Genomic DNA, 23478 nt, shown 5'->3' on the forward strand with positions numbered 1-23478 from the left:
TTACCCTAAAATGTGGTCAGCGCTGCCTCCTGCATATAGATATACACAATGATAAATATACATTTATAGAAAATATGAACTTGATTCTGAATTGGTATATGTTAAACTCATAAATGGGCATAATAGAATTATAGGAGGAGACAAATGAAAAAGAGAATTATCAGTATGCTGTTATGCGTGGTTATGACAGCGACAATGGTAGCCGGCTGCGGCAGCAAAAAAACAGACAGCGGATCGTCGGCAGACACAGCGACATCCGGGGAAAAGATTACATTTATGGTCCCTGACTGGGGCGTTCCGACAGATGATCAGCTAAAAGAATTTACGGATGAAACCGGAATTGATGTGGAGATTGCAGAGGTTGGCTGGGACGATATCCGCGAAAAGCTGGCGACGGGAGCATCCGCAGGAAAAGCGGTGGCAGATGTGGTAGAGGTCGATTGGTCGTGGGTCGGAGAATTTGAGGCGGCTGACTGGCTGGAGCCACTGGAGGTATCGGACGAGGACAAGACAGATATCCCTACGATTGAGACATTTACGATTAATGACAAAGTACTGGCTATGCCGTACACGAACGATTATCGCTTATCTTTCTACAATACAAAGCAGTTCGAGAAGGCGGGAATTACAGAAGAGCCGCAGACGTGGAATGATGTTCTTGAGGACTGCCGGAAACTGAAATCGACAGGTACCGTGGAGTATCCGTTCGCGTTGTCACTGAATGCGGAAGAGAAGACATCGACCTGCCTGATGTGGCTGGCGTATACAATGAATGGTGTTGTGTGGAACGATGACGGAACTTTGAACAAAGACTCTGCAATGGAAGCACTGGAATACATGGATACTCTGGTGAAGGAAGAGCTGGTTGCACCGGAGGACAAGACTTCTTCGGGTATGGACGCTTACAAACGAATCTGTGGCGGAACGGCAAGCTTCCTGACGGGACCGACATCGTTCGTATCCAGAAGTACCAATCCAGAGGAGTGCAGCGTGATTGGAGAAATTACACCGATTCTGGTTCCGGGCAAGGATGCCAAGGCGACCGAGACAATGGCACTGCCGGAAGCAATCGGAGTGACCAAAGCATCTAAAAACAAAGAGGCTGCAAAGAAATTTGTAGAGTGGTACACCTCTGCGGATATGCAGGAAAGACTAAATGAGACAAACAGTGCAATTCCTACTCGAAATTCGGTGTTGGAAAAATTGATTCAGGATGGTAAAATAGAAAATGCAGGAGCCATGTTAGAGGAGGCAAAACTGATTTCTTCTCCGTTCCCGAACGGAGTTCCGTCCTACTATGCCGAGATGAGCAGCGCGATGTACAACGCAATCAACAAGATGGCGTTGGGAACGTATACTCCGGAACAGGCATATGAGGAGATGGCATCTGCAACCGAGAAACTTGCGAAAGAATAAGGCAGGCATTCGAACGCGGATGTGATGTCCGCGCAGCAGACTGCAGAAAGTACAAACACAATGAAAAAGAAAATTTTACCATATCTTTTACTGACACCCATGATACTAATCATGGGTGTATTAGTATATTATCCTATTCTGGCTACGTTTTCGTACAGCCTGAAAAAATGGAAACTGACGGCTCCGGCGGATATTCATTTCATCGGACTGAAAAATTATATAGACATTCTGCAATCGGAATCGTTCTGGTACAGCATGGAGAACACCCTCTTCATTCTGGTGATGGTGGTCGTTTTCACGACCATATGCGGGTGTATGGTGGCTATGTTCTTGAACATAGACGTCAGGGGCTCGGGCATTCTGATGGCACTGTCCATTCTGCCCTGGGCGCTGCCGCCTTATGTAAACGGCGTCCTGTGGAAATTCGTATTCTTCTCGGGGTATGGTTTCCTCAACAAGCTGCTGCTCGGAATGGGGCTGATCAGCCATCCTATCGAGTTTTTGAGCGCGAGGTGGACCTTACTCCTGGTGGTCTCTATCGTGGTCATATGGCGGAGCACCCCGTTTATGGCGTTGGTGTGTCTGGCAGGACGGCGGTCGATCCCCAGTCAGATCTATGAGGCGGCCAGAGGAGACGGAGCGACAAGAACAGCGACTTTCCGGTATATTACCGCGCCGCTGATGCTCCCCTTTGTGGGAGTCGGTCTGACCTCCACCTCGGTCACGGCGATCAATGTGTTCGATGAGATTGTGTCACTCTCGGGCTACAGCGATTTAGGAAAAAATATTCTGATGGAAAGCTACCTGACCACCTTTGAGTTTCTGAACTTTGGAAAAGGTGCGGCAATGACTTACCTGGTGATGTTCTGCGCACTGATTCTTGGAGTGCTCTATCTTCGGAGCCTGAACAAGGAGGTGGAATACTAATGAAATATATGAAGAAAATTGTGTATGTATGTGAACTGCTTCTGTTTCTTGTTGTTACGATCGGACCGTTTGTGTGGGCGTTTGTGCTGTCGGTCACGCCGGATAATGCGGTGTTCGCGCCGACGGTAAAGCTTTTGCCGGAGCATGTGACATGGGCACACTACGGAGAATTATTCTCGCCGGACAGCCGGAGAGGCACCGCATTCTTTTCGGCGATGCTAAATTCCCTGAGAGCGGTCGGCATCACCTTGTGCATCGGAGTCCCGATTGCGGCAATTGCGGCGTATGCGCTGGGGAGAATGGAGTTCAAGGGGAGAAACCTCATAAAAAATCTGCTGCTCATCACCATGGTGATTCCGGTGATGGCAACGATCATTCCACTGTACAGAATGTTCGCAGCAGGGGAAATGCTGGATAACATATTCTGGCTGAGTATCGTGTATGTAAGTTCTTATCTTCCGATGGCGGTCTGGCTGATATCCAACTATTTCGCGACGATTCCCAGAGAACTAGATGAGGCGGCCCGGATCGACGGATGCGGGGAGGCGAAAACGTTTTTTTATGTCATGCTGCCGTTGTCTTATCCGATTCTGATATCTGTTGTGCTGATCATGTTTTTGAATACCTGGAGCCAGTTTCAGATTCCGCTGATACTTGCATCGTCCATGGAAACAAAGCCGATGGCGATTATCGTCTCAGAATTTATGACGAAAGATTCGGTCCAGTATGGCCTGATTGCAGCGGCAGGAATGCTGGCACTGATTCCGCCGGCTGCTGCGACACTGTTTTTCCGCAAATATCTGGTCGCGGGAATGATGAAAGGATCTGTGAAGGGATAGAAGAGATATAGTGAGTATGAAAAACCGCGCAGTATTTTGCCAATGGCATTTTGCTGCGCGGTTTTTGTTGTGAAAATTACAAAAGGCAGGTTGTCTGCCGTGCTCTGTTGTGCGGTTGCTGTTTCGCTTTATCCTGCTTAAAAATATCACATCATTTTCTCGGTGATGACTTGTGAGGTGATTTTCTTGCGGTGCAGCGCATCTGCGCCGAGACGCTTGAACACTTCGGCGTAAAGAATGTCGATTAGAAAAAGCTGCGAGGTTTTCGCGGCGATGGATCCGCCTTCCATAGGTCCTTCGTTTGCACCGCATGGAAGGATGATGTCGCAGTACTGTGCGGCAGGCGTCTTCAGAAACATGGTGACAAACACGACAGAAGCCTTCCCGGTATGGCAGATGCGGGCAATCTCAATGCAGTCTTTTGTGATGCCGGAGTTGCAGAAGATGATGGCCAGATCGCCCTCGCCCAGCAGCGCGGCCTGGGTCAGCTGAATGTGACTGTCTGAATTATAAATGATATTTGGTAAAATCTTTAAAAACTTATTCTTTGCCTCGTTGGCACTGGTCCCGGAACCGCCGAACCCGAAGAGGTTTACACTCTTGGAGCTTAAAATCAGACCAGCGGCCTTTGAGATGGCTTTAAAGTTGAATGCAAGAAAAGCGTGATCCAGTGCGGCAGTGTAGGTGCGCAGAACGCTTTCGGCAATTCCTTTGCAGTCATCGGAATCCAGAATGTCAATCTCGTCCTTGGGGAATGAGGGGGTGTTGGCGGTACTGAGCGCAAGTGAAAGCTTGAAATCCTGGTATCCGTTCAGCGACAGGGTCCTGCAAAAACGGAAGACGCTTGTCTCACCGATGCCGCACAGCTTTGCCAGATCGCTGATCGTAGAAGCGAGAGCCTGCTGTGGTGAGGACAGTACGTAGTCTGCCACCTTTTTCTCAGCCTTCGTCATCTTAGAGTATCGTTTGGTTATTTCTGTCATCAGGTTTGTAGTTGCCATAAATCTCCTCCTCATATTATCTGACTTTATTTTAACATGAAAAAAAACTCTGTCAATCTTAAAAAATATAGATTCCAATAAAAAAGAAAAAATTTTTATTTTATTTCGGAACGCTGATTTGGCACTGAATAATTGCGAAATAGTACAAAAAATCAGAGAAAAGGCAAGGATATGACGAAATTAAGGTTGACATATGCAGCGGTAGAATGGTAATATAATTTCAGAAAAGGAAAATATATCCGACTACGATTGTTGGAAAATAAAAAAAGAACTGAAAATAAAAAAATATTCTTTCAATCAAATGAGCGGATACAAAAGAAAAAGGAGGAAGTTTTATGAAAAAGAAACTGGTAAGTATTCTTTTGTGCGTAACAATGGTTGCAGCGATGGCAGCAGGATGCGGAAGTAAGAAGGAAAGTGGTGGCAGCACAGCTTCGGGAGACAAGCCTTATTCCGGAGAAACATTGACCGTATTGTACATGTCGGGGGTGTATGCGGATGCAGCGAACAGCATCGTGGATCAGTTTGAGGAAGAGACTGGAGCTAAGGTGGAGGTCGTAGATTTCCCATATACTACATTGCATGAAAAAGCATTGCTTGACCTGACAAGTGGAACAGGATCTTATGATGTGATTGATGTGGCAAGTCAATGGGATGGTGAGTTTGCACCGTACATGACAGATCTGAAGGATTATATAGAAAAAGATAAGTATGACATGACAGAATATATTGACAAGGTTCTTGAGAACTGCGGAACATGGCAGGGCGTGACGACCGGTATTCCGAATGCGAGCACACCACAGTTATTTGCATATCGGACAGATCTTCTGCCAGACGGAATCCCGGACACATGGGAAGAGTACCGCGAAATGGCAAAAGAGCAGACGAATGCGGCAGAAGGAAAATATGGAATTTCTGTTTCTGCAACGACCGGACAGCTTGGCGGCGTATTTGACTATGTACTATGGTCAATGGGCGGCTCATGGGCAGACGAAGACTGGAATGTGACAATCGACTCTCAGGAGACAAGAGATGCGCTGGAGCATTTGAAGGAAATTCAGGATTACGCAGATCCATCGATTTTATCATGGGGAACAGAAGAGTCTATCCAGGCATTCCTGGACGGCAATGCTGCAGTATGCGAAACATGGCCTACACTCGGACTGGTACAGGCGGCAGATGATGAATCACAGTCAAAGGTGGCTGGAAAATGGGGACTGGATACCATCCCTCATGATAAAACAGGAACTACTCTGCTGAGTGCGTGGGATGTTTCTATTCCGTCAAGTTCAAAGAATCAGGATCTTGCATGGGAATGGTTAAAAATGTATACAAGTGCTGAAAACCAGAACAAATTCTACGAAGACAGTGGTATTTTATCTCCAAGAAAAGCATTCTGGGAGCAGGATGGAATCAAAGGTACCTATATGGACACTGTAAGAGAAGCACTCGATACCGCAAACCTGTGGTGGAGAATCCCGGCGTCTACAGAGGTTGACACGATGCTGAACACGGTTGTCAGTCAATACATGTCAGGTCAGAGCGACCTGGAGAAGGCAGTGAGTGACATGCAGAAAGGCATCGAGGATGCACTGAAAGCAGCTCCGCCGGAAGAGGGAACAAAAAACTATAACCTGTAAATATAAAACCGAGGGTATCTTGGACATCCCAAGATGCCCTCCTTTAAAGAAAGTGAGGTGGGCAATGTGGCCAAGGTGAAAAATGTACAGCCCAAAATCAGGAAGAGCAGAGGAGACGTATTTGCCTCGTGGATGTTTTTAGTCCCTACAATGATATTTCTTGGAATCACAGCACTTCTGCCGCTCCTGTATTCATTGTATCTCAGCTTTTTTGATCTGAAGCTGAATCTGCCGAATGCTGTGCCGCAATTTGTAGGACTGGGAAATTATATCAAGATGTTTACGGATGCATCATTGGGAATCAGCACCTGGAATACGTTCCTGTTCGCAGTGGTATCGGTAGCATTGGAAGTTGTAGTTGGATTAGTGCTCGCGATGGCGCTCTGTTCGGATAAAATGTGGGCGAGGATCGCGACATCGATTTTTCTGATTCCAATGATCATGGCACCCGTTGCAGTAGGTACACTTTGGAGAATGATGCTGGACTCAACAACGGGAATTATCAACTATTTTCTCAGCTTTGTGGGCGTGCCGAGCATTACCTGGCTGAGCAGCACACATACGGCAATGCTTGCGGTAATTCTGGTCAATGTGTGGCAGCTGGTACCGTGGGTGACCATTATCTGCGCAGCGGGTCTGAAAGCACTGCCGGCGGATTGTCTTGAGGCGGCCTGCGTGGACGGAGCGACGAACGGACAGATTTTCAGGAAGATCGTACTGCCGATGATGAGTCCGATTCTCACGGTTGTCATCATGCTTCGTTTCGTGGATGCGTTTAAAGTGTTTGATACCGTTTATGTTATGACGAATGGAGGACCGGGAACGGCAACGGAAATGCTGCCGAATTACATTTACAAACAGGGGTTACGGTTCTTTAACGCGGGATATTCGGCATCATTGGCAATTGTGTTTGTTGTGGTGATGACAGTCATAACTTTCGGATTTTTGAAATTAAGAGATAGATTGGAGGCGGAGGTGTAATGAAAAGAAAGAAAAAGAACAGGGTACCTTCGGTGGATAACATCATAGGAAATTTTGCCGGGCGCCCGGTGCGAGTTGTCTTACTGGCTGTGAGTCTGATCGCGATTGCGTTTCCGCTGTACTGGCTTTTTACCAGCTCGGTCAAGACCCCGGGAGAATGTCTGTCTAATCCACCGGTATTGTTTCCGAGTGTTTTCTCGTCCGAGAGTTTTAATGAAATTTTTAATAAAGATGGACTGGCCCTGAATTTCGTCAATACATTTGTCGTTGCGGCCTGCTCGACTGTGATTTCTGTATTTTTTGGAAGCATGGCGGCCTATGCGGTAGCTCGGGGTTCGATCGGGAAGAAGGCAAAAAAGTACTTTGGACTCTGGTTCATGATCCAGAAGATGTACCCTGCGATTGCAACGGCAATTCCGGTATATCTGGTAATGCGGACACTTCATCTGATCGATACAAGAACTGCGTTGATTATCATGAATACCAGCTTCAATCTTCCGCTGGTAATCTGGCTGATGATGGGATTCTTTGAACAGCTGCCGCATGAGCTGGAAGAATCTGCGATGCTGGACGGATGCGGGTTTACAAAACGTTTTCTCCTTATTATTCTGCCAATAACGAAGCCGGGAATTATTGCTTCTGGAATTCTCGCATTTGTGGGAGCCTGGAATGAATTTTTGTTTGCGGTCATCCTGAGCATTAACAAATCAAAAACACTGCCGGTAGTCATCGCCGGATTCATAACCGACAGAGGACTGGACTGGGGACCGATGGCGGCGACGGCAGTTCTGACGCTTCTTCCGGTGCTGATCATCGTGTGGGCTGCACAGAAGGACTTCGTACAGGGACTTGCGATGGGCGCGGTAAAAGGCTAAGAATACAGAATGGAGCAAAAAAAGATGGGAAAAAGAATCGTATGTTTCGGAGATTCCAATACATGGGGATATGATGCGGTTACAAATGGAAGGTTTCCGGATGATGTAAGATGGACTGGGATTCTGAAAAAACTGCTGGGTGAGAATTACACAATTATTGAGGAAGGGCTGTGCGGAAGGACTACCGTGCTTGAGGATCCTTTGAACGAGGGAATGAACGGATTGAAGTATCTGAATCCCTGTCTGATGTCTCACTCAGAAATTGATTATCTTGTAATCATGCTTGGAACGAATGATTGTAAGCAGCGGTATGCCCTGACCGCAAAAAACATTGCGGATGGATTGAAAAGATTGATTATAAAGGCGAAGGAAACACCGGCGTGGGCAAAAAAACCGCAGATACTCGTGGTAGCGCCTGCACCGATAGAACCGGAATGTGAGCAGTCCCCGGTCGCCGGTGAGATGGGAATCTGCAGCGAAAAATCAAGAGCACTGGCAAAAGAGATGAAGCTCTGCGCAAAAGAGCTGGGCTGCGATTTCTTTGACGCAGAACAGATTGGAACAATGAATCAAATCGACCACATGCATTTGGACAAAGAAAGTCATGCAAGGCTGGCTGAGGCACTTGCATCAATGATTAGAGAGAGGGTATGACATGAACAAAAAGATAGAAGAAATCAGGGGAAAGTTAGTTGTGTCCTGTCAGGCACTGCCGGAGGAACCACTTCATTCATCCTTCATCATGGGGAGAATGGCGAAGGCAGCTGCAATCGGGGGCGCAAAAGGAATCCGTGCCAATACGACCGAGGATATCCGGGAGATAAAAAGAACGGTGGATCTGCCGGTCATCGGAATCATAAAGAAGGTGTACGAGGACAGCGAAGTATATATTACACCGACAATGAAAGAGGTGGAGGAACTGATGGAGGTTCAGCCTGAGATCATTGCGATTGATGCGACGGGAAGAGAACGCCCGGGTGGACTGAAACTGGAGGATCTTTACCGTCAGATCCGGGAAAAATATCCGGAACAGCTGTTGATGGCGGATTGTGCTACCGTCGAGGAGGCATACCATGCGGATGAGCTCGGATTCGATTTTATCGGAACTACGCTGGTCGGCTATACAAAAGACAGTATGAACCTTCAGATTGAAGATGACGATTTTGCGATTATAAAACAAATAGTGGAGCATGTGAAGCACGATGTCATTGCGGAGGGGAATATCGATTCTCCGGAAAAAGTGAAGCGGGTGATAGAGCTTGGCGCGTACAGTGTTGTTGTGGGTTCGTCCATCACGCGTCCGCAGCTGATCACAAAAAAATTTGCAGCAGCTTTGGAATAGATGGAAAATGTGCCGGTCTGGCGGCGAAGGTATTCCGATCGATGGAAAAATATTTCATCGATCGGAATACAGTGCGTGTGAGACCAGGCACGTGAATATGCTTGCGAGTGCATTTCGGGGACCCGGGACGAGCAGGCCGGATACCAAAAGTGAGACGATAAAACGAATAATTTCCAGGAAGCAGGAGGCGAAGCGATGATTTATGGAAATACCGGTCAGTTAATGACGTATGAATTTCTTGACAGCCAGATTCAGGAGTGCTTTGAATATGCAAAGACCCATGATATTACAACGTTTGAGAAGGGATGCCATGCGATCGATGGAGAGCGTCTTTTTGTCAATGTAGTGGAGTATACGACAACCACGGCGGAGGAACGTTTCTGGGAGGCACATAAAAATTATCTGGACGTTCATGTGATGCTCCGCGGCGCAGAGCAGATCGACGTAAACTTTATTGAAAATATGGAACTGAAGGAGTTTGTGGAGAAGGATGATTTTCTGCCTATGGAGGGAGAAAAGAGTGGCTCTGTGATTCTGAAATCAGGGGACTTTCTGATCTGCTATCCGCCGGATGCACACCGTACTGCCGTGGCGGTACAGGCGCCGGAGGCGGTGAAAAAGGCAATTTTTAAAGTGCGGATAGATCGGAAGTAGATTTAGTTTAAAAAGGGAAAGCAAAGCTTTGCCTTTTTGAACTGTACACCTTATAATAAGAATAGAAAACCGAATGGTTAGAGGAAAAGGTATGAAAAAATACGTGAGTATTGATATCGGCGGGACGGCAATCAAGTACGGAATCATTGGGGAATCCGGCGAGATTCTGGTGAAGCAGGAGATGGCGACGGAGGCGCAGAAAGGAGGTCCGTCCATTCTGCAGAAGGCGCTGGATATCGTGGAAGGTTTTCAGAGAGAATATGAGTTAGAAGGAGTCTGCATCTCGACAGCGGGGATGGTGGATGTGGAAGAGGGTATGATTTTTTATGCGGGACCGCTGATGCCGGATTATACCGGGACGAAGTTTAAGAAGACGATTGAAGAAAAGACCGGTCTTCCATGTGAAGTGGAAAATGATGTGAACTGCGCAGGTCTTGCGGAGAGCGTATCCGGTGCGGCAAAGGGCAGCAGAGTGACCTTGTGCCTGACCATCGGAACAGGAATTGGCGGCTGTATACTAATTGATGGGGAAGTGTTCCATGGTTACAGTGGAAGTGCCTGCGAAGTGGGACATATGCTCATGGATGGTGACGAGTTCCAGGCTTTCGGAGCGACAAGCGTTCTGTGCACAAAGGTCGCGGAGATGAAGCGTCAGCCGGTACAGGACTGGGATGGAAGAAGGATATTTGCAGAGGCGCAGAACGGTGATGCAGCCTGCATACAGGCAATCGATGAGATGGCGGATACACTGGGAAAGGGAATCGCGAATACCTGCTACGTGGTCAATCCGCAGACGGTGGTACTCGGCGGCGGCATCATGGCGCAGGAGGCATATCTGAAACCCAGAATCCAGAGCGCCATCGAGAAATATCTGATGACAGATGTGGCGAAGCACACGGAACTGAAGATGGCAGAGCATAAGAACGATGCCGGAATGCTGGGAGCGTTTTATCATTTCCGGGGGAGACGGCAGATTCAAAACGCCAGATAGAAAAGAAACGTTACACGATGACACATTAAAAGCGTTAAAGGAGAAAGATGATGAGAATTTATAAGGCAAAGGATTACAAAGACATGAGCAGAAAAGCAGCAAATATCATTTCCGCGCAGGTGACGATGAAACCGGACTGCACGCTGGGTCTTGCAACCGGATCGACTCCAATCGGAACCTACGACCAGCTGGTAGAGTGGTATGAAAAGGGCGATATTGATTTTTCGGAAGTGACGACGGTGAATCTGGATGAATACAAGGGGCTGCCGAGAGAGAACGACCAGAGTTATTATTATTTCATGCATGAACATTTCTTTGACCGCGTGAATATCGATGTGAGCCACACGAATCTTCCGGATGGAACCAATCCGGATGAGGATGCGGAGTGTGCGCGTTATGAGGAACTGATTCATTCGCTTGGCGGTGTGGATCTGCAGCTTCTCGGGCTGGGGCACAACGGACATATCGGTTTTAATGAGCCGGGAGAGTTCTTCGAGAAAGAGACGCACTGCGTACAGCTTCAGGAGAGTACGATCGAGGCAAACAAACGGTTCTTCGCATCGGCGGATGAGGTGCCGAAAAAGGCATATACGATGGGAATCAAGACCATCATGCAGGCGAAGAAGATCCTTCTGCTCGTGAGTGGTGCCGACAAGGCGGAGATCGTAAAAACCGCATTTTTCGGACCGGTTACACCGGCAGTTCCTGCGTCTATTCTGCAGATGCACAGTGATGTGACGCTGGTAGTGGATGAGGCAGCTTACTCAAAGATTGCAGAGTAAGCAGAAAAGAGGCAGTATGATTATCAGAAATGTGCGGGTATTCCGGGAGAATCAGACGTTTGTTCCGGGAACCATTGTGATAAAGGACGGTTTGTTTCAGGCGATTACGCTGGAGGGGATGACAGGGCGTGCCGGAAGGGCTGTGGATCTGACAGATGAAACGGTGCTGGACGGTGAGGGCTGCTATGCAATCCCGGGAATGATCGATCTGCATTTTCATGGCTGCAAGGGCTATGATTTTTGTGATGGAACGCGGCAGGCGATAGAAGAGATCGCACGATACGAGGCCTCTATCGGGGTGACGGCCATCGCTCCGGCGACTATGACACTTCCGGTGGAAAAACTGGAGTCCATTCTGGCCTGCGGTGCGGCATTTGCAGCGGAGCAGAGAGGTGCTGGCAGTACAGATAGCATCAGGCGCGGAGCAGATCTGATCGGTGTAAATATGGAAGGCCCCTTCATCAGTGCGGTAAAAAAAGGGGCACAGGATGCCCGACACATCATTCCATGTGATGTGGATGTTTACCGGAGATTTCAACGGGCGGCGGATGGACTGGTAAAATTCATCGGGATCGCGCCGGAGGAGGGGGATGCAGTCTCCTTTATCCAGGCGGTGAAGGATGAGGTGTCCGTGGCACTGGCGCATACCAATGCGGATTATGACACGGCCAAAGCAGCTTTTGATGCGGGGGCGGATCATGCGGTCCATCTCTACAATGCGATGCCGCCGTTTACCCACCGCGCACCGGGGGTGGTTGGTGCGGTGGCGGACAGCAGGCATGTGATGTCAGAGTTGATCTGCGATGGCGTGCACATCCATCCGTCGGTGGTGCGGACTACATTTCACATGATGGGTGCGGAGCGGATGATCCTCATCAGCGACAGCATGCGGGCGACCGGAATGCCGGACGGGCAGTATACGCTGGGTGGTCTGGATGTCAACGTGACCGGGAACCGTGCGACACTGGTGTCCGATGGATCGCTGGCTGGCTCAGCGACGACACTTCCGGACTGTGTGCGTGTGGCGGTGAGGGAGATGCAGCTGCCACTGGAAACGGCGGTGGCGTGTGCCACGGCGAATCCGGCGAAGAGCCTTGGCGTGTACGATCAGTATGGCTCGATCAGCGCTGGAAAGAGAGCGGATGTCGTGCTGTGGGATTCGGAACTGAAGTTGAAAGCGGTTGTGAAGGACGGAGTGCTCTTGAAATAAGGGAGGCTTTGGAAAACAGAGAATGCCATGAGAAGCAGAGAAGGTTCTGGTTTCTGCTGAAGATATAGCCTCCGGCGGATTGCAGAGCGGCTCAGATGCATTATGTCAGCAGAGAGGACAGCCGCCCGCAGCAATTATGCTGGAGCATAATCGAATATGGAACGGACAGAAAAGATAATAAAACAGCTGCCTGCGGTATGGTCGTATGAACCTGACTGCAGGCAGCTGCTTTTTATGTGGAAGGAAATTCCTAGGGATTTCACGGCCGCCCTGCTGTTTACTGACAGAGGGCGGTAAGCGGTCATGAACAGAAACCAGTAATCACCGGGGAACAAAAAATCGGCGATCAGGCATTAATAGCAGTGAGAAAAGCGTCTCCGTACCGATCGTATTTTACTTCTCCGACGCCGGATACAAGGAGCATCTCCTCCCGGGTGGCTGGCTTCAGTGCGCACATCTGGTGCAGCGTTTTGTCGGAAAAAATCAGATAAGGCGCCACCTTGTTTTCTTTTGCCAGATTCATGCGCAGCTCACGCAGCTTCTCGAAAAGTTCGGGATCCACGTTGGCCGGAATGGTTCTGGCTTTTTTCTTTTTGGATGCTCTCTCTTTTTTCTCCGGGATGTATTCCTCGGCCAGCTTCATGGTCAGCGTTTCGTCTCCGTTCAGGATGGAATCAGAGAGTGCCGTCAGGCGGAGGACCGCATATTTGGAATTAGTCAGTTCCAGAAATCCGGTCAGGACCAGATGGTTGACGATCTGGCGGAGCCTCGGGATTGTGACCTCCGGGAGGCTGTTGTAGTAAGGATTTTCATCCATGTGGTACTGCTGGATCTTGGCAGACTTGCTGCCGTGTACGGTGTCCAGGATGACGGTGATTCCGTAGCGTTCGTGGCAGTCTCTCACGCAGCCCATGATTGCGGATGCCATGGGGGTGATGTCGATGGTGTCAAATTTGGTCTGGCAGTTGGAACAGTTGCCGCAGTAGTTGTCCGGATATTCACCGAAATAGTTCAGGATGTAAGTGCGCAGACATTCATTTGTAAAACAGTAGAACGTCATTTTCCGCAGACGCTCCCGGTCACGCTCCTGCACCAGTTCCAGTTCGGCGTCGGAGAGCTCGTCGTTGTCCCTGTTATTTTCGATAAAAAGCTGGTTGGTAATCACATCCTGCCCGCCATAGAGCAGGATACACCGCGCCGGTTCTCCGTCCCGTCCCGCACGGCCGGCTTCCTGATAATAGCTCTCGATATTCTTCGGCATGTTGTAGTGAATGACGAAGCGGACATTGGATTTATCGATTCCCATACCGAAAGCGTTGGTTGCAACCATGATGGGTTTCACGTCGTAGATGAAATCCTCCTGATTCTGCTGCCGCTCCCGGTCGGTCAGCCCGGCGTGGTAGCGGGTGGCAGGATACCCCTCCTGCTCCAGCCGGAGGCAGACCTCCTCCACATTTTTTCGTGTCAGACAGTAGATGATGCCGCTCTGTCCGGCACAGTCCTCCAGATGATGAAGAAGTGCGGTAAACCTGTCCCGGGGCTGTTCCACCCCGAAGTAGAGGTTTGGCCGGTCAAATCCGGTTGATACAACGGTCGGCTGTACAAGCTCCAGTATGGCGATGATATCCTCGCGCACCGTGGTGGTGGCGGTCGCAGTGAAGGCACTCACGACCGGGCGTTTGGGCAGCAGATTGACAAATTCCACAATTTTTAAGTAGCTCGGTCTGAAGTCCTGTCCCCACTGGGAGACGCAGTGAGCCTCATCTACACTGACCATCGCGATGTCAGCCTCCATGGCAAAATTCATGAACTCCTGTGTTACCAGCCGCTCCGGAGCAACGTAGATGATCTTGTACTGCCCGCTTCGGGCACATTGCAGTGCCTTGCAGTACTGGGCATAAGAGAGCGAACTGTTCAGGTAAGCGGCGTGGACCCCGGCCTGATTGAGGGCAGTCACCTGATCCTTCATCAGTGAGATCAGCGGTGAGATGACCAGTGTGATACCATCCATCATAAGAGCGGGAATCTGGTAACAAAGAGATTTGCCGGCTCCGGTCGGCATGATGCCGACGGTGTCCTTCCCGTCTAAGATGCTGTCGATTAAAGTTTCCTGGCCGTCGCGGAATGCGTCGTAGCCAAAATATTGTTTGAGTAATTTATATTTCAATTGATAGGAATCCTTTCTTGCGTGAATGAATTAATTTGTGTGAACGTTCACTTTATTTGTCTGTAAATGTATGTATTAGAAATAAATTCAACCGGTCCCTTGGGAACAAGGCCTTTTCTCGTTATAGTTTAGCACATTATGGGAAAACGGCGAAGTAAATTTGAAAATCTGCGAATAAAGGATAGAAGATTCTGGAATCAGAGACTATAATGAGTGTAACAGGACTGGGTCGAAAAAAGCAGACCCCCTAAAAATCGGACCCACAAAATCGGATAGAACGTGACGGCTGAATAAATAATGGGGCAGGAGAAGGGAGACAATGAGTATGATGGAGTGGATCAACACAGTATCAATCAGTTTTGTGGGCGCAGCGGTCATAAAACTGCTAATGGCATCGGTCTGTGGGGCACTGGTCGGAATCGAGCGTGAGATCAAGGGCAGACCGGCCGGGATGAAGACATTTTCCCTGGTCTGTGTGGGCGCAACGCTGGCGATGATCACCAACGAATACATTTATACATACATGTCAAATTCCACGGGGGATATGTCGCGGATGGCGGCGCAGGTAATCAGTGGAATCGGATTTCTTGGTGCCGGAACAATCATTGTAACTGGAAATTCCCGGATCAAGGGTCTTACAACCGCCGCCGCACTGTGGGTGACGGCTTCTATCGGAATTGCTATTGGAACCGGGTTTTATGCCGGAGCAATCATCGGAGTAATCGTGGTTGTCCTGTCCGCGCGGATTTATCAGTATGTGGATGACCGCATTCTGAACCGTGTGAACCTCATGGAACTGTTTGTGGAGGGGACGGACGAAAAAGTACTTCTGACTGTGCTGAATTATTTTGAAGATGAAAATGTAAAGGTGACCAGTCTTCAGCGGACGAAAGATCACAAATGGGTAAAAGATGACACGGCGGCAATCATCGAAATTATAATTCCAAAAGGGAAAACTCATGATGACGTGCTGGAGGAACTCAAAAAACTTCCGGATATGCGCACCGTGTTTGAACATCTGTAAGCATTCCCCGCTTCAAGTGCGTAGAGCACTAAGTGGTGGGTAAGGGGGATGCTTGTTTCAGCAGGGGATTAAAAGCCCCTGCTGAAAGGCAGCGTAGCTGCAGGATGTTCATGAGCAAGTAGCAGAGTGGATTGCGAATGTCCGCTTTACCGGTCATAGATTTTATCTGGCATTCTGCGCCATCACACCGACCAGAGCATGAGGAACGTATGCATTTTCCAGATAATCAATCTCATCGTCAGTCAGTTTCAGGTCTACAGCGTTGACGGCACCGTCAATGTGGTGGAACTTTGTGGCGCCGGCAACTGGTGCTGTAACCTTGGTCAGAAGCCATGCGAGGGAGACCTCAGTCATGGAAACGCCGCGTTTTTCAGCAATCTCTGCTACCCTCTGGATGATGATGCGATCCTGCTCTTCCGTCTTCTGGTATTTCAGCTTTGCGAAGGCATCCTCCGCCAGCCGTTTGGACTGTTCACCGGGATGCTTTGCGAGGCGACCGCCGGCGAGTGCACTGTATGGAGTCATGGCAATGTTTTCTTCCCGACAGTATGGTGCCATTTCCCGTTCTTCCTCGCGGAAGATCAGATTGTAGTGTCCCTGGATCGAAGAAAATCTGGCAAATCCGTTCTGTTCGGCAAGCGCATTTGCCTTGGCAAGCTGCCATGCGAAGCAGTTGGAAATTCCAATTGCACGTGCTTTTCCAGATTTTATAACCTGATTCAATCCGTCCATAATTTCAAAAAGCGGCGTATGATAATCCCACATATGGTAAATGTATAAATCCACATAATCCATGCCGAGATTGCTGAGACTTGCATCGATCATATGCGCGATATGCTGCTGACCGCTGACTTTGTTTTCAATCTCCTCGGCTGTGCGTGGGAGAAACTTGGTGGCGAGAACAATCTCGTCGCGTTTGGCAAAATCGCGCAGTGCCCGTCCGACAAACTGCTCGGAGGTACCGTTCTGGTAACCGATGGCCGTGTCATAAAAATTGATGCCCAGCGCCAGGCCGTGCCGGATGATTTCCCGGGAGTGTTCCTCATCGAGTGTCCAGGAGTGCTGCCCACTGTCCGCGCTGCCAAATCCCATACATCCCATGCAGATGCGCGAAACATTCAGATCACTGTTTCCAAGTTTAATGTATTCCATTTAAATACCGCCTTTCTTGAACCTGTTCTACTTGTTCGTTTTACTCATTCTGGTTTTTATCTCATTGCTGTTAAGCACAGTTTATCCAGTATAAAAGAAAAAAACAATTTATGAATAGCGTGTCGGTGTCAATAAATTGACTTTTGGGGCAAAATGTCAATGGAAATCTGAATCGCATGGCTTGTTACTGGTATGGGTTTCCTTTGATCTTCCCGTTTTCGAACAGCTTTTCCATGCCGACACTCCGAAGTCCGGTGATCAGATCAGCCATTTCCTCGCAGGATGCGGGCATGTCTGACAATATCCAGGAGAGTACCATACTGCTGGAGGCGTTGGCGTGATACTCCGTTGCAAAACGGAGTGTCTCCGGCATGGGTTCGTTTCCGTAGCGTTCCTGGTGCCATTTTAAATCAAAATCATGGCAGTGCTGAAAGATAAAATCTTTGAGACAGTTCTGCCCATCCATGAGACATGCCTGTTTCAGAAACCCCTGATATTTCTGCATCTGATAAAAGGAGTCCAGCAGGGAGTCGTGAAAATTCAGATCTGCATCGGAGCCGGAAAAACCGGGGATGATTTTGCGAAGATAAATGTACTGGATCAGATCATTTTTGTCCAGAAAGTGGTTGTAAAAGGTCTGCCGGCTGACTCCAGTGTGTTCCAGGAGCTGTTTGACGGTGACGCTTTCCAACGGAACGGTCTCTGACAGAGCGATAAGACCGTTCGCCAGAATTTCTTTGATATCAATTGCCATAATAAATATTCCCTCCTGTTCTGCTTCTCATTATAACAGTAAGAAAAGATTGTGACAAAAGAATTTACAAAAACTACCCACAGGTATAGTTTTGTTTCTTGCATGGATATGCTAAAATAAAAATAATGTAGTTTTTATCCAAGGGAAAAGAAAGCGAGGTACGATTATGGGATTATTGAAAGCCGGCGGTGGTGCTATAGGTGGAGTTTTAGCTGATCAATGGAAAGAATATTTTTACTGTGAAGCGATGGAGGCAGACGTGCTTGTATCAAAAGGGGAAAAGAGAATCTCCGGCAAGAGAAGCAGTAATACAAAGGCGGAGGATAACATTATCTCCAATGGGTCTGTGATTGCGGTGAATGAAGGACAGTGCATGATCATTGTGGAGCAGGGCAAGGTGGTCGAGGTGTGTGCGGAACCGGGTGAATTTACTTATGATACATCCACAGAACCGAGTATATTTGCAGGAAGTCTGGGCCAGAACATCAAAGCGGCTTTTTCTACAATGGGCAAACGTGTCGGCTTCGGAGGCGACACTGCAAAGGATCAGCGGATCTATTTCTTTAATACAAAGGAAATCGTCGGCAACAAATACGGAACACCGAATCCGGTACCGTTCAGAGTTGTGGACCGCAACATCGGACTCGACATTGACATCTCAATTCGATGCAACGGGGAGTATTCCTATAAGATTATGAATCCGATTCTTTTTTATACAAATGTCTGCGGTAATGTTGAGGAAGAGTATTACAGAGACGAGATTGACAGTATGCTGAAGACGGAGCTTCTGACGGCACTCCAGCCGGCATTTGCCAAGATTTCGGATATGGGAATCCGTTACAGTGCACTGCCGGGACACACGATGGAGCTGGCGGATGCACTGAATGAGGTGCTCTCGAAGAAATGGACCGAGCTCAGAGGTCTTGCGGTGGCATCCTTCGGGGTAAATTCGGTTACGGCATCCAAGGAAGATGAAGATATGATTAAGCAGCTGCAGAAGAGTGCAGTTATGCGTGATCCTACCATGGCGGCGGCAACACTTGTCGGTGCACAGAGCGATGCCATGAGAACGGCGGCAGGCAATGAAAATGGTGCGATGATGGGATTTATGGGTATGGGCATGGCACAGCAGGCCGGCGGTATGAATGCGCAGAACCTGTTTGCGATGGGCCAGCAGATGAATGGTCAGCAGATGCCAAACCAGCAGATGAACGGTCAGCAGATGCCAAACCAGCAGATGAACGGTCAGCAGATGCCAAACCAGCAGATGAATGTTCAGCAGGCAGCTGCCGCACCAGCAGCGGATGGCTGGACTTGCAGCTGTGGAGTGGTAAACAAGGGAAAATTCTGTATGGAGTGCGGGCAGCCGAAACCGGCAGGTGCTCCGCTGTACAAATGTGATAAATGCGGATGGGAACCGGCAGATCCGATGAATCCACCGAAGTTCTGCCCGGAATGTGGAGATCCATTTGACACCAACGATATCAAGCGGTAATCATGTTTTAGGGAGAGGAGATTTCTATGGATAGTGCGGTAAGTTATAAGTGTCCCTGCTGCGGAGGCACGCTGGTGTGGAACAGTAAAAAACAGCAGATGGCCTGCGAATATTGTGACAACACATTTACGGAGGAACAGTTAAAAGAAATTCTGGATCTGGAGAGCAGCGAGACGACTGAATCTGAGATGAACTGGAACGTAACGGATGAGACGGCCGTTGAAAATCAGATGGAGCACATGAAGGTTCACATCTGTCAGTCGTGTGGCGGAGAGATCGTCGGGGATGAAAATTCGGTGGCGACAGAATGTGTTTACTGTGGAAGTCCGTCGATTATGACGGAGAATGTTTCCGGAGTGAATCGTCCCAATTATATCATTCCGTTCAAACTGGACAAGAAAAAGGCGAAAGAAGCGCTGAAAGGATTTTATCAGGGGAAACGTCTGCTGCCGAATGCATTTTCAAGCCAGAATCATATCGAAAAGATCACGGGAGTTTATGTTCCATTCTGGTTGTTCGACTGTGATGCACAGGCAAGTGTTACATATGATGCCACAAAGGTGAAGCTGTGGAGTGATTCAAATTATGATTATACCAGAACCGATTACTATAAGGCAGTCCGAGAGGGCAAGATCGGTTTTGAGAAGATTCCGGTGGATGGCTCGAGCAAGATGGACGACAATTATATGGACGCCCTGGAGCCATATGACTATAAACAGATGACGGAATTTTCACCGAATTATCTCGCGGGATATTTTGCAGATAAGTATGATGTGGATGCAAAAGAGAGTATTCCGCGTGCGAACAAGCGCGTGAAGAACAGTGCGGAGAAAAAGTTTAAGGAAACGGTAAAGGGATATGATTCCGTGGTGGCGAAAAACAGTCGTGTAAATGTCCAAAACGGAGATGCAAATTATACGATGTTCCCGGTGTGGATGCTGAACACAAAGTACGAGGGGAAAACCTATACATTTGCAATGAACGGACAGAGTGGAAAGATGGTAGGAGAACTCCCAACAGACAAAGGCAAGTTCTGGAAGTATCTGATCGGAATTTCCGCGGCGGTATTTGCGGTGGCACAAATAGCAGTGTTTATTATTTAGGAGGTGTGGCGTATGAAAAGAAAAATCAGGGTTTTGGTGCTGATTCTGGCAATGGCACTGGGAATGATGATGGTGTGGAATGTCAGCGCTGCATCGGAGGAATATTACCAGGTGTTTGATGATGCGGATTTATTGTCTGACAGCGAGGAAGAATCATTGAATGCCGGAATCAATAACATTATCAGCAGTTATGATTTTGATGTTGTGATTGTGACGACCAACAGTCTGGACGGAAAGAGCGTGTCGGAGTATGCGGACGATTACTATGATGAGAATGGATTTGGTGTCGGGGATGAGGGGACCGGATTACTGTTTCTCATCAGCATGGAAGACAGAGATTACTATGTTTCCACTCACGGGGAGGCGATCGATGCATTTACGGATTATGGAATTGAGCGGATGAAGGAGGAAGTCGCGTCCAGTCTGTCGGATGGAGATTACGCCGGCGGGTGTGAGAAGTTTCTGAATGTGACCGAGGATTATATCACTGCATATAACGAGGGAACGCCGTATGATTCGGATCATCCGTATCAGGAAAGCAAGAATTATTTTCTGAGAGAACTGATTGCACTGGTGGCTGCAGTTGCGGTTGGACTTGTCAGTGTACTCATGATGAAGAGCAAGATGAACAATGCAAAACCACAGGAGTATGCGGGAAACTATGTGAAGAAGGATTCATTCAAACTGACGAAGGAAAAAGATTTGTTTATGTATTCCAGAGTCACTAAGGTAAAGAAAGAAAAAGAAGAAAAAGGAAGTTCAACGCACACGAGCAGTTCAGGCGAAACCCACGGCGGTGGCGGCGGAAAGTTCTAGCAGTGTATCGGGGACAGGTTAAAATGCAATTGGGGACGTAGCAAAGTGACACTTTGCTACGTCCCCAATTGCATTTTAACCTGTCCCTAATTGACCGCCCGATACATTACTATTTTAACAGTTCCGGTTCTTTCTGATACAGATAGGTCTCCAGTGTTGTCTTGCTCACCAGCGACGGAACCACACCTTCGCGGGTGATGGAAAATGCGGCGGCAATAGAACCGATCTGAATGGCGGAGTCCATGTCATAGCCCTGCATGAGGTAGGCGGCCAGAGCACTGATGAAGGCGTCACTTGCGCCGGTTGCATCCACAACAGAGAAGAGAACCGCGTCATAATATTGAGCACCGTTACGATCCAGGCGGTAGATCCCGTGGGAGCCGAGGGTGACAATGACACAGCTGATTCCCTTACCGAGCAGAAACTTACTCTTTTCCTCAATGGTCTGCCCTTCCGGGCAGATAGTGGAAAGCTCGTCAACATTTGGTACGATGATGTCGACATCGGCCAGTATATCGTCCGGGAGCTCGCCGCATGCGGAAGGCTTGAGTATGGTTTTGGCACCGTGAAGGCGTGCAAGCTTCAGGGCGGTGTGCACGGTATCCAGAGGAATCTCCGTTTGGACGAGACAATACTCTGTGTTGTAGAACACTCGCTCGTTTTTCACGATGTCCTCCGGGAGGAGATTCGCGTTCGCGCCCTCCAGAATCGTAATCATGGAATTTCCATCGTGTCCGGTAATAATGTATGCATGTCCGGTGCTGGAATTTCCAATCCGTGCAATCCCCTCCGTTGAGATATCATAATGATTCAGCGACGAGAAAATAAGATCCGAGTGCACATCGCTGCCAACGCTGCCGAGGACTGCGACCGGCATCCCGAGTTTGGCGACTCCGACAGCCTGATTGATTGCCTTTCCGCCTGGATAGGAGGATGAGACAGAGGTCTTGATCGTCTGTCGGACGGAAGGGAGCTGATCGACATTCAGGTAGGTGTCCACGTTGACACTTCCGACAACCAGAATCTGTCGTTTGGAACGTTCATACGGTCCGCTGATGGAATTTTCCGTGCTCAGTGTGGTGTCAAATTCAAAGGGCTCAGGCGGGCAGTCCTTCTGCTCGATTTTGTTAATAAAATTGCGGCAGAGACAGACACCATACCTGCGCTTGGGAATGGTAAATGTAGAGAGCTCCGGCAGGAAAATCTCATCCCGGATATCCGAGCGCATGGAGATGATGGAAACATCCTCCGGGATATGGTAACCGAGAGAAGTGAGTACACGGAAAAATTCGATGGCAAGGCTGAAATGGCTGCAGATAATTCCGGTAATTGTATGATTCTTGATCTTATAGAGCAGTGATTTCCCAACCTCCGTGAAAATATTGTTCTCATCGTAGTTTAACTGGTGATCAAAAAGACAATTTTTGTAACCTTTGATGATGGCAGCCGTGCGGCGCCCGTCCATGACGAGACACCCGATGCGTGCGTGCTGATTCTGGATAAGCTTCTCGCAGGCATTGTAGCTTAGACGGCTGTAATTTGGGCAAAAACTGCCTTCTATTTCGACATTTGCAATCTCAAATGGAATACCGGCTCTTTCTAACTGAGCTTTTTCCTTCAGACTTTCCTCGCCAAGTGTTTCCCAGATGACACCGTCAAAATGTTTTGTGCAGCACGCCGCAATATTTTTACGCTCAGTCTCTGGATCATTCTGGCTGTCGAACAAGTTGATGGAATAGCCATTCTTCTGGGCTTCTTCAAGGATTCCGCTAAGCGCCATGTCAATGGAGTTGACAGACTGCATCACAATACCGATGATCCAGGTCTTGGTGGTCGTTGACTGCATGGCTGCGGCATAGGGTGTGTAATGGTATTCTTTCGCAATCTTCAGAACACGCTCCCGCGTCTCGGCGCTGATGCTGCTGTCCTTATGGTTCATGATTTTTGAGACTGTTGAAACAGAAACATTTGCAATCTGTGCGATTTCTTTAATTGTCAATAATATCCCCCCCTCCGTTTGAATGGATTCTTGTTTCATTATATTCTATAATCCGGATTTGAGAAAGTGGTTTCGGAATATTCTTTCGGAAATGTATTTTGTAAATCGGCGTCGTTGCCTTGAGGATAATAAAGAAAATTGAGGGGAAATTAGAATATAGAACCTGAAATAATCACGCTTAACCATAAAAAGGAAAATATTAACAGTTATATAGGTCTGTTGTGATTAAAAGTGCATAAAAATATGGGCATATACATAAATATATTGACATTTCATAAAACATGGTGTATATAAATATATATACACTTAA

21 protein-coding genes are annotated in these 23478 nt (G+C 48.3%); 16 read left to right on the forward strand and 5 right to left on the reverse strand.

Annotation, left to right across the window (positions count from 1 at the left end; translation table 11 throughout):
* Positions 1-144: 144 nt before the first annotated feature.
* Genes BUB85_RS04230 through BUB85_RS04240 form a run of 3 tightly spaced genes read left to right on the forward strand, consistent with a single transcriptional unit; the run spans position 145 to position 3182 of the window.
* Positions 145-1416: a sugar ABC transporter substrate-binding protein gene (locus tag BUB85_RS04230; protein ID WP_073105703.1), complete on the forward strand. Its 1272-nt coding sequence runs from the start codon at positions 145-147 to the stop codon at positions 1414-1416.
* Between the two features lie 60 nt (positions 1417-1476).
* The gene (locus BUB85_RS04235) at positions 1477-2343 is read left to right on the forward strand and encodes a carbohydrate ABC transporter permease (RefSeq protein WP_073105877.1); all 867 of its coding nucleotides are present in this window, start codon (positions 1477-1479) and stop codon (positions 2341-2343) included.
* Positions 2343-3182, forward strand: coding sequence for a carbohydrate ABC transporter permease (locus tag BUB85_RS04240; protein ID WP_073105706.1), 840 nt, complete (start codon positions 2343-2345; stop codon positions 3180-3182). The genes BUB85_RS04235 and BUB85_RS04240 overlap by 1 nt, the downstream gene beginning before the upstream one ends.
* Before the next feature lie 146 nt (positions 3183-3328).
* Here the strand turns inward: BUB85_RS04240 and BUB85_RS04245 are convergent, their stop codons facing one another.
* Entirely contained in the window at positions 3329-4183 is an 855-nt protein-coding gene (locus tag BUB85_RS04245; protein ID WP_073105709.1) for a MurR/RpiR family transcriptional regulator, read from the reverse strand.
* Between the two features lie 335 nt (positions 4184-4518).
* Here BUB85_RS04245 and BUB85_RS04250 point away from each other — a divergent pair, with 335 nt between their 5' ends.
* From BUB85_RS04250 to nagA, 9 genes are all read left to right on the forward strand, one after another.
* Entirely contained in the window at positions 4519-5823 is a 1305-nt protein-coding gene (locus BUB85_RS04250; RefSeq protein WP_073105714.1) for a sugar ABC transporter substrate-binding protein, read from the forward strand.
* A gap of 33 nt (positions 5824-5856) precedes the next feature.
* The gene (locus tag BUB85_RS04255; RefSeq protein WP_073105718.1) at positions 5857-6804 is read left to right on the forward strand and encodes a carbohydrate ABC transporter permease; all 948 of its coding nucleotides are present in this window, start codon (positions 5857-5859) and stop codon (positions 6802-6804) included.
* Positions 6804-7679: a carbohydrate ABC transporter permease gene (locus BUB85_RS04260; RefSeq protein WP_073105722.1), complete on the forward strand. Its 876-nt coding sequence runs from the start codon at positions 6804-6806 to the stop codon at positions 7677-7679. Before BUB85_RS04255 ends, BUB85_RS04260 begins: the two co-directional genes overlap by 1 nt.
* A gap of 24 nt (positions 7680-7703) precedes the next feature.
* Entirely contained in the window at positions 7704-8333 is a 630-nt protein-coding gene (locus tag BUB85_RS04265; protein WP_073105725.1) for an SGNH/GDSL hydrolase family protein, read from the forward strand.
* 1 nt (position 8334) lies between these two features.
* The gene (locus BUB85_RS04270; protein WP_073105728.1) at positions 8335-9021 is read left to right on the forward strand and encodes an N-acetylmannosamine-6-phosphate 2-epimerase; all 687 of its coding nucleotides are present in this window, start codon (positions 8335-8337) and stop codon (positions 9019-9021) included.
* A gap of 195 nt (positions 9022-9216) precedes the next feature.
* On the forward strand, positions 9217-9675 hold the full coding sequence (locus BUB85_RS04280; RefSeq protein ID WP_073105738.1) for a YhcH/YjgK/YiaL family protein: 459 nt from the start codon (positions 9217-9219) through the stop codon (positions 9673-9675).
* A 91-nt stretch (positions 9676-9766) separates the two neighbouring features.
* A complete protein-coding gene (locus tag BUB85_RS04285) occupies positions 9767-10666 on the forward strand; it encodes an ROK family protein (protein WP_073105742.1) in 900 nt (299 codons plus the stop codon).
* 50 nt (positions 10667-10716) lie between these two features.
* Positions 10717-11448, forward strand: a complete 732-nt coding sequence (nagB, locus tag BUB85_RS04290; protein WP_073105745.1) for a glucosamine-6-phosphate deaminase — start codon at positions 10717-10719, stop codon at positions 11446-11448.
* 16 nt (positions 11449-11464) lie between these two features.
* A complete protein-coding gene (gene nagA, locus BUB85_RS04295) occupies positions 11465-12658 on the forward strand; it encodes an N-acetylglucosamine-6-phosphate deacetylase (protein WP_073105748.1) in 1194 nt (397 codons plus the stop codon).
* A 346-nt stretch (positions 12659-13004) separates the two neighbouring features.
* Here the strand turns inward: nagA and recQ are convergent, their stop codons facing one another.
* Complete coding sequence (recQ, locus tag BUB85_RS04300) at positions 13005-14825, reverse strand: DNA helicase RecQ (RefSeq protein WP_073105751.1); 1821 nt, start codon at positions 14823-14825, stop codon at positions 13005-13007.
* A gap of 319 nt (positions 14826-15144) precedes the next feature.
* On the opposite strand from recQ, the gene BUB85_RS04305 reads away from it, so the two are divergent.
* On the forward strand, positions 15145-15849 hold the full coding sequence (locus BUB85_RS04305; RefSeq protein ID WP_073105753.1) for an MgtC/SapB family protein: 705 nt from the start codon (positions 15145-15147) through the stop codon (positions 15847-15849).
* A 162-nt stretch (positions 15850-16011) separates the two neighbouring features.
* Here BUB85_RS04305 and BUB85_RS04310 read toward each other — a convergent pair whose 3' ends face one another.
* Together BUB85_RS04310 and BUB85_RS04315 are read right to left on the reverse strand one after the other, a co-directional pair.
* Complete coding sequence (locus BUB85_RS04310) at positions 16012-17001, reverse strand: aldo/keto reductase (RefSeq protein ID WP_073105755.1); 990 nt, start codon at positions 16999-17001, stop codon at positions 16012-16014.
* A 184-nt stretch (positions 17002-17185) separates the two neighbouring features.
* Complete coding sequence (locus BUB85_RS04315) at positions 17186-17755, reverse strand: TetR/AcrR family transcriptional regulator C-terminal domain-containing protein (RefSeq protein ID WP_073105759.1); 570 nt, start codon at positions 17753-17755, stop codon at positions 17186-17188.
* Between the two features lie 166 nt (positions 17756-17921).
* On the opposite strand from BUB85_RS04315, the gene BUB85_RS04320 reads away from it, so the two are divergent.
* Genes BUB85_RS04320 through BUB85_RS04330 form a run of 3 tightly spaced genes read left to right on the forward strand, consistent with a single transcriptional unit; the run spans position 17922 to position 21169 of the window.
* Positions 17922-19250: an SPFH domain-containing protein gene (locus BUB85_RS04320; RefSeq protein WP_073105762.1), complete on the forward strand. Its 1329-nt coding sequence runs from the start codon at positions 17922-17924 to the stop codon at positions 19248-19250.
* A 26-nt stretch (positions 19251-19276) separates the two neighbouring features.
* Positions 19277-20353: a hypothetical protein gene (locus BUB85_RS04325; protein ID WP_073105766.1), complete on the forward strand. Its 1077-nt coding sequence runs from the start codon at positions 19277-19279 to the stop codon at positions 20351-20353.
* Positions 20354-20365: 12 nt separating this feature from the next.
* A complete protein-coding gene (locus BUB85_RS04330) occupies positions 20366-21169 on the forward strand; it encodes a TPM domain-containing protein (protein ID WP_073105768.1) in 804 nt (267 codons plus the stop codon).
* 109 nt (positions 21170-21278) lie between these two features.
* Here the strand turns inward: BUB85_RS04330 and BUB85_RS04335 are convergent, their stop codons facing one another.
* Positions 21279-23168 carry a PfkB family carbohydrate kinase gene (locus tag BUB85_RS04335; RefSeq protein WP_073105772.1) on the reverse strand — a complete coding sequence of 630 codons (1890 nt, stop codon included), beginning with the start codon at positions 23166-23168 and terminating at the stop codon, positions 21279-21281.
* Positions 23169-23478 lie beyond the last annotated feature (310 nt).

Source organism: Hespellia stercorisuis DSM 15480, from assembly GCF_900142165.1.
GTDB classification, from domain to species: domain Bacteria; phylum Bacillota; class Clostridia; order Lachnospirales; family Lachnospiraceae; genus Hespellia; species Hespellia stercorisuis.

Excerpts from the sequence above, each read along its gene's own strand:
- BUB85_RS04230 (WP_073105703.1), top strand. The coding sequence starts at position 145 with ATGAAAAAGAGAATTATCAGTATGCTGTTATGCGTGGTTATGACAGCG.
- BUB85_RS04235 (WP_073105877.1), top strand. The coding sequence starts at position 1,477 with ATGAAAAAGAAAATTTTACCATATCTTTTACTGACACCCATGATACTA.
- BUB85_RS04240 (WP_073105706.1), top strand. The coding sequence starts at position 2,343 with ATGAAATATATGAAGAAAATTGTGTATGTATGTGAACTGCTTCTGTTT.
- BUB85_RS04245 (WP_073105709.1), bottom strand. The coding sequence starts at position 4,183 with ATGGCAACTACAAACCTGATGACAGAAATAACCAAACGATACTCTAAG.
- BUB85_RS04250 (WP_073105714.1), top strand. The coding sequence starts at position 4,519 with ATGAAAAAGAAACTGGTAAGTATTCTTTTGTGCGTAACAATGGTTGCA.
- BUB85_RS04255 (WP_073105718.1), top strand. The coding sequence starts at position 5,857 with ATGCCCTCCTTTAAAGAAAGTGAGGTGGGCAATGTGGCCAAGGTGAAA.
- BUB85_RS04260 (WP_073105722.1), top strand. The coding sequence starts at position 6,804 with ATGAAAAGAAAGAAAAAGAACAGGGTACCTTCGGTGGATAACATCATA.
- BUB85_RS04265 (WP_073105725.1), top strand. The coding sequence starts at position 7,704 with ATGGGAAAAAGAATCGTATGTTTCGGAGATTCCAATACATGGGGATAT.
- BUB85_RS04270 (WP_073105728.1), top strand. The coding sequence starts at position 8,335 with ATGAACAAAAAGATAGAAGAAATCAGGGGAAAGTTAGTTGTGTCCTGT.
- BUB85_RS04280 (WP_073105738.1), top strand. The coding sequence starts at position 9,217 with ATGATTTATGGAAATACCGGTCAGTTAATGACGTATGAATTTCTTGAC.
- BUB85_RS04285 (WP_073105742.1), top strand. The coding sequence starts at position 9,767 with ATGAAAAAATACGTGAGTATTGATATCGGCGGGACGGCAATCAAGTAC.
- nagB (WP_073105745.1), top strand. The coding sequence starts at position 10,717 with ATGAGAATTTATAAGGCAAAGGATTACAAAGACATGAGCAGAAAAGCA.
- nagA (WP_073105748.1), top strand. The coding sequence starts at position 11,465 with ATGATTATCAGAAATGTGCGGGTATTCCGGGAGAATCAGACGTTTGTT.
- BUB85_RS04305 (WP_073105753.1), top strand. The coding sequence starts at position 15,145 with ATGAGTATGATGGAGTGGATCAACACAGTATCAATCAGTTTTGTGGGC.
- BUB85_RS04310 (WP_073105755.1), bottom strand. The coding sequence starts at position 17,001 with ATGGAATACATTAAACTTGGAAACAGTGATCTGAATGTTTCGCGCATC.
- BUB85_RS04315 (WP_073105759.1), bottom strand. The coding sequence starts at position 17,755 with ATGGCAATTGATATCAAAGAAATTCTGGCGAACGGTCTTATCGCTCTG.
- BUB85_RS04320 (WP_073105762.1), top strand. The coding sequence starts at position 17,922 with ATGGGATTATTGAAAGCCGGCGGTGGTGCTATAGGTGGAGTTTTAGCT.
- BUB85_RS04325 (WP_073105766.1), top strand. The coding sequence starts at position 19,277 with ATGGATAGTGCGGTAAGTTATAAGTGTCCCTGCTGCGGAGGCACGCTG.
- BUB85_RS04330 (WP_073105768.1), top strand. The coding sequence starts at position 20,366 with ATGAAAAGAAAAATCAGGGTTTTGGTGCTGATTCTGGCAATGGCACTG.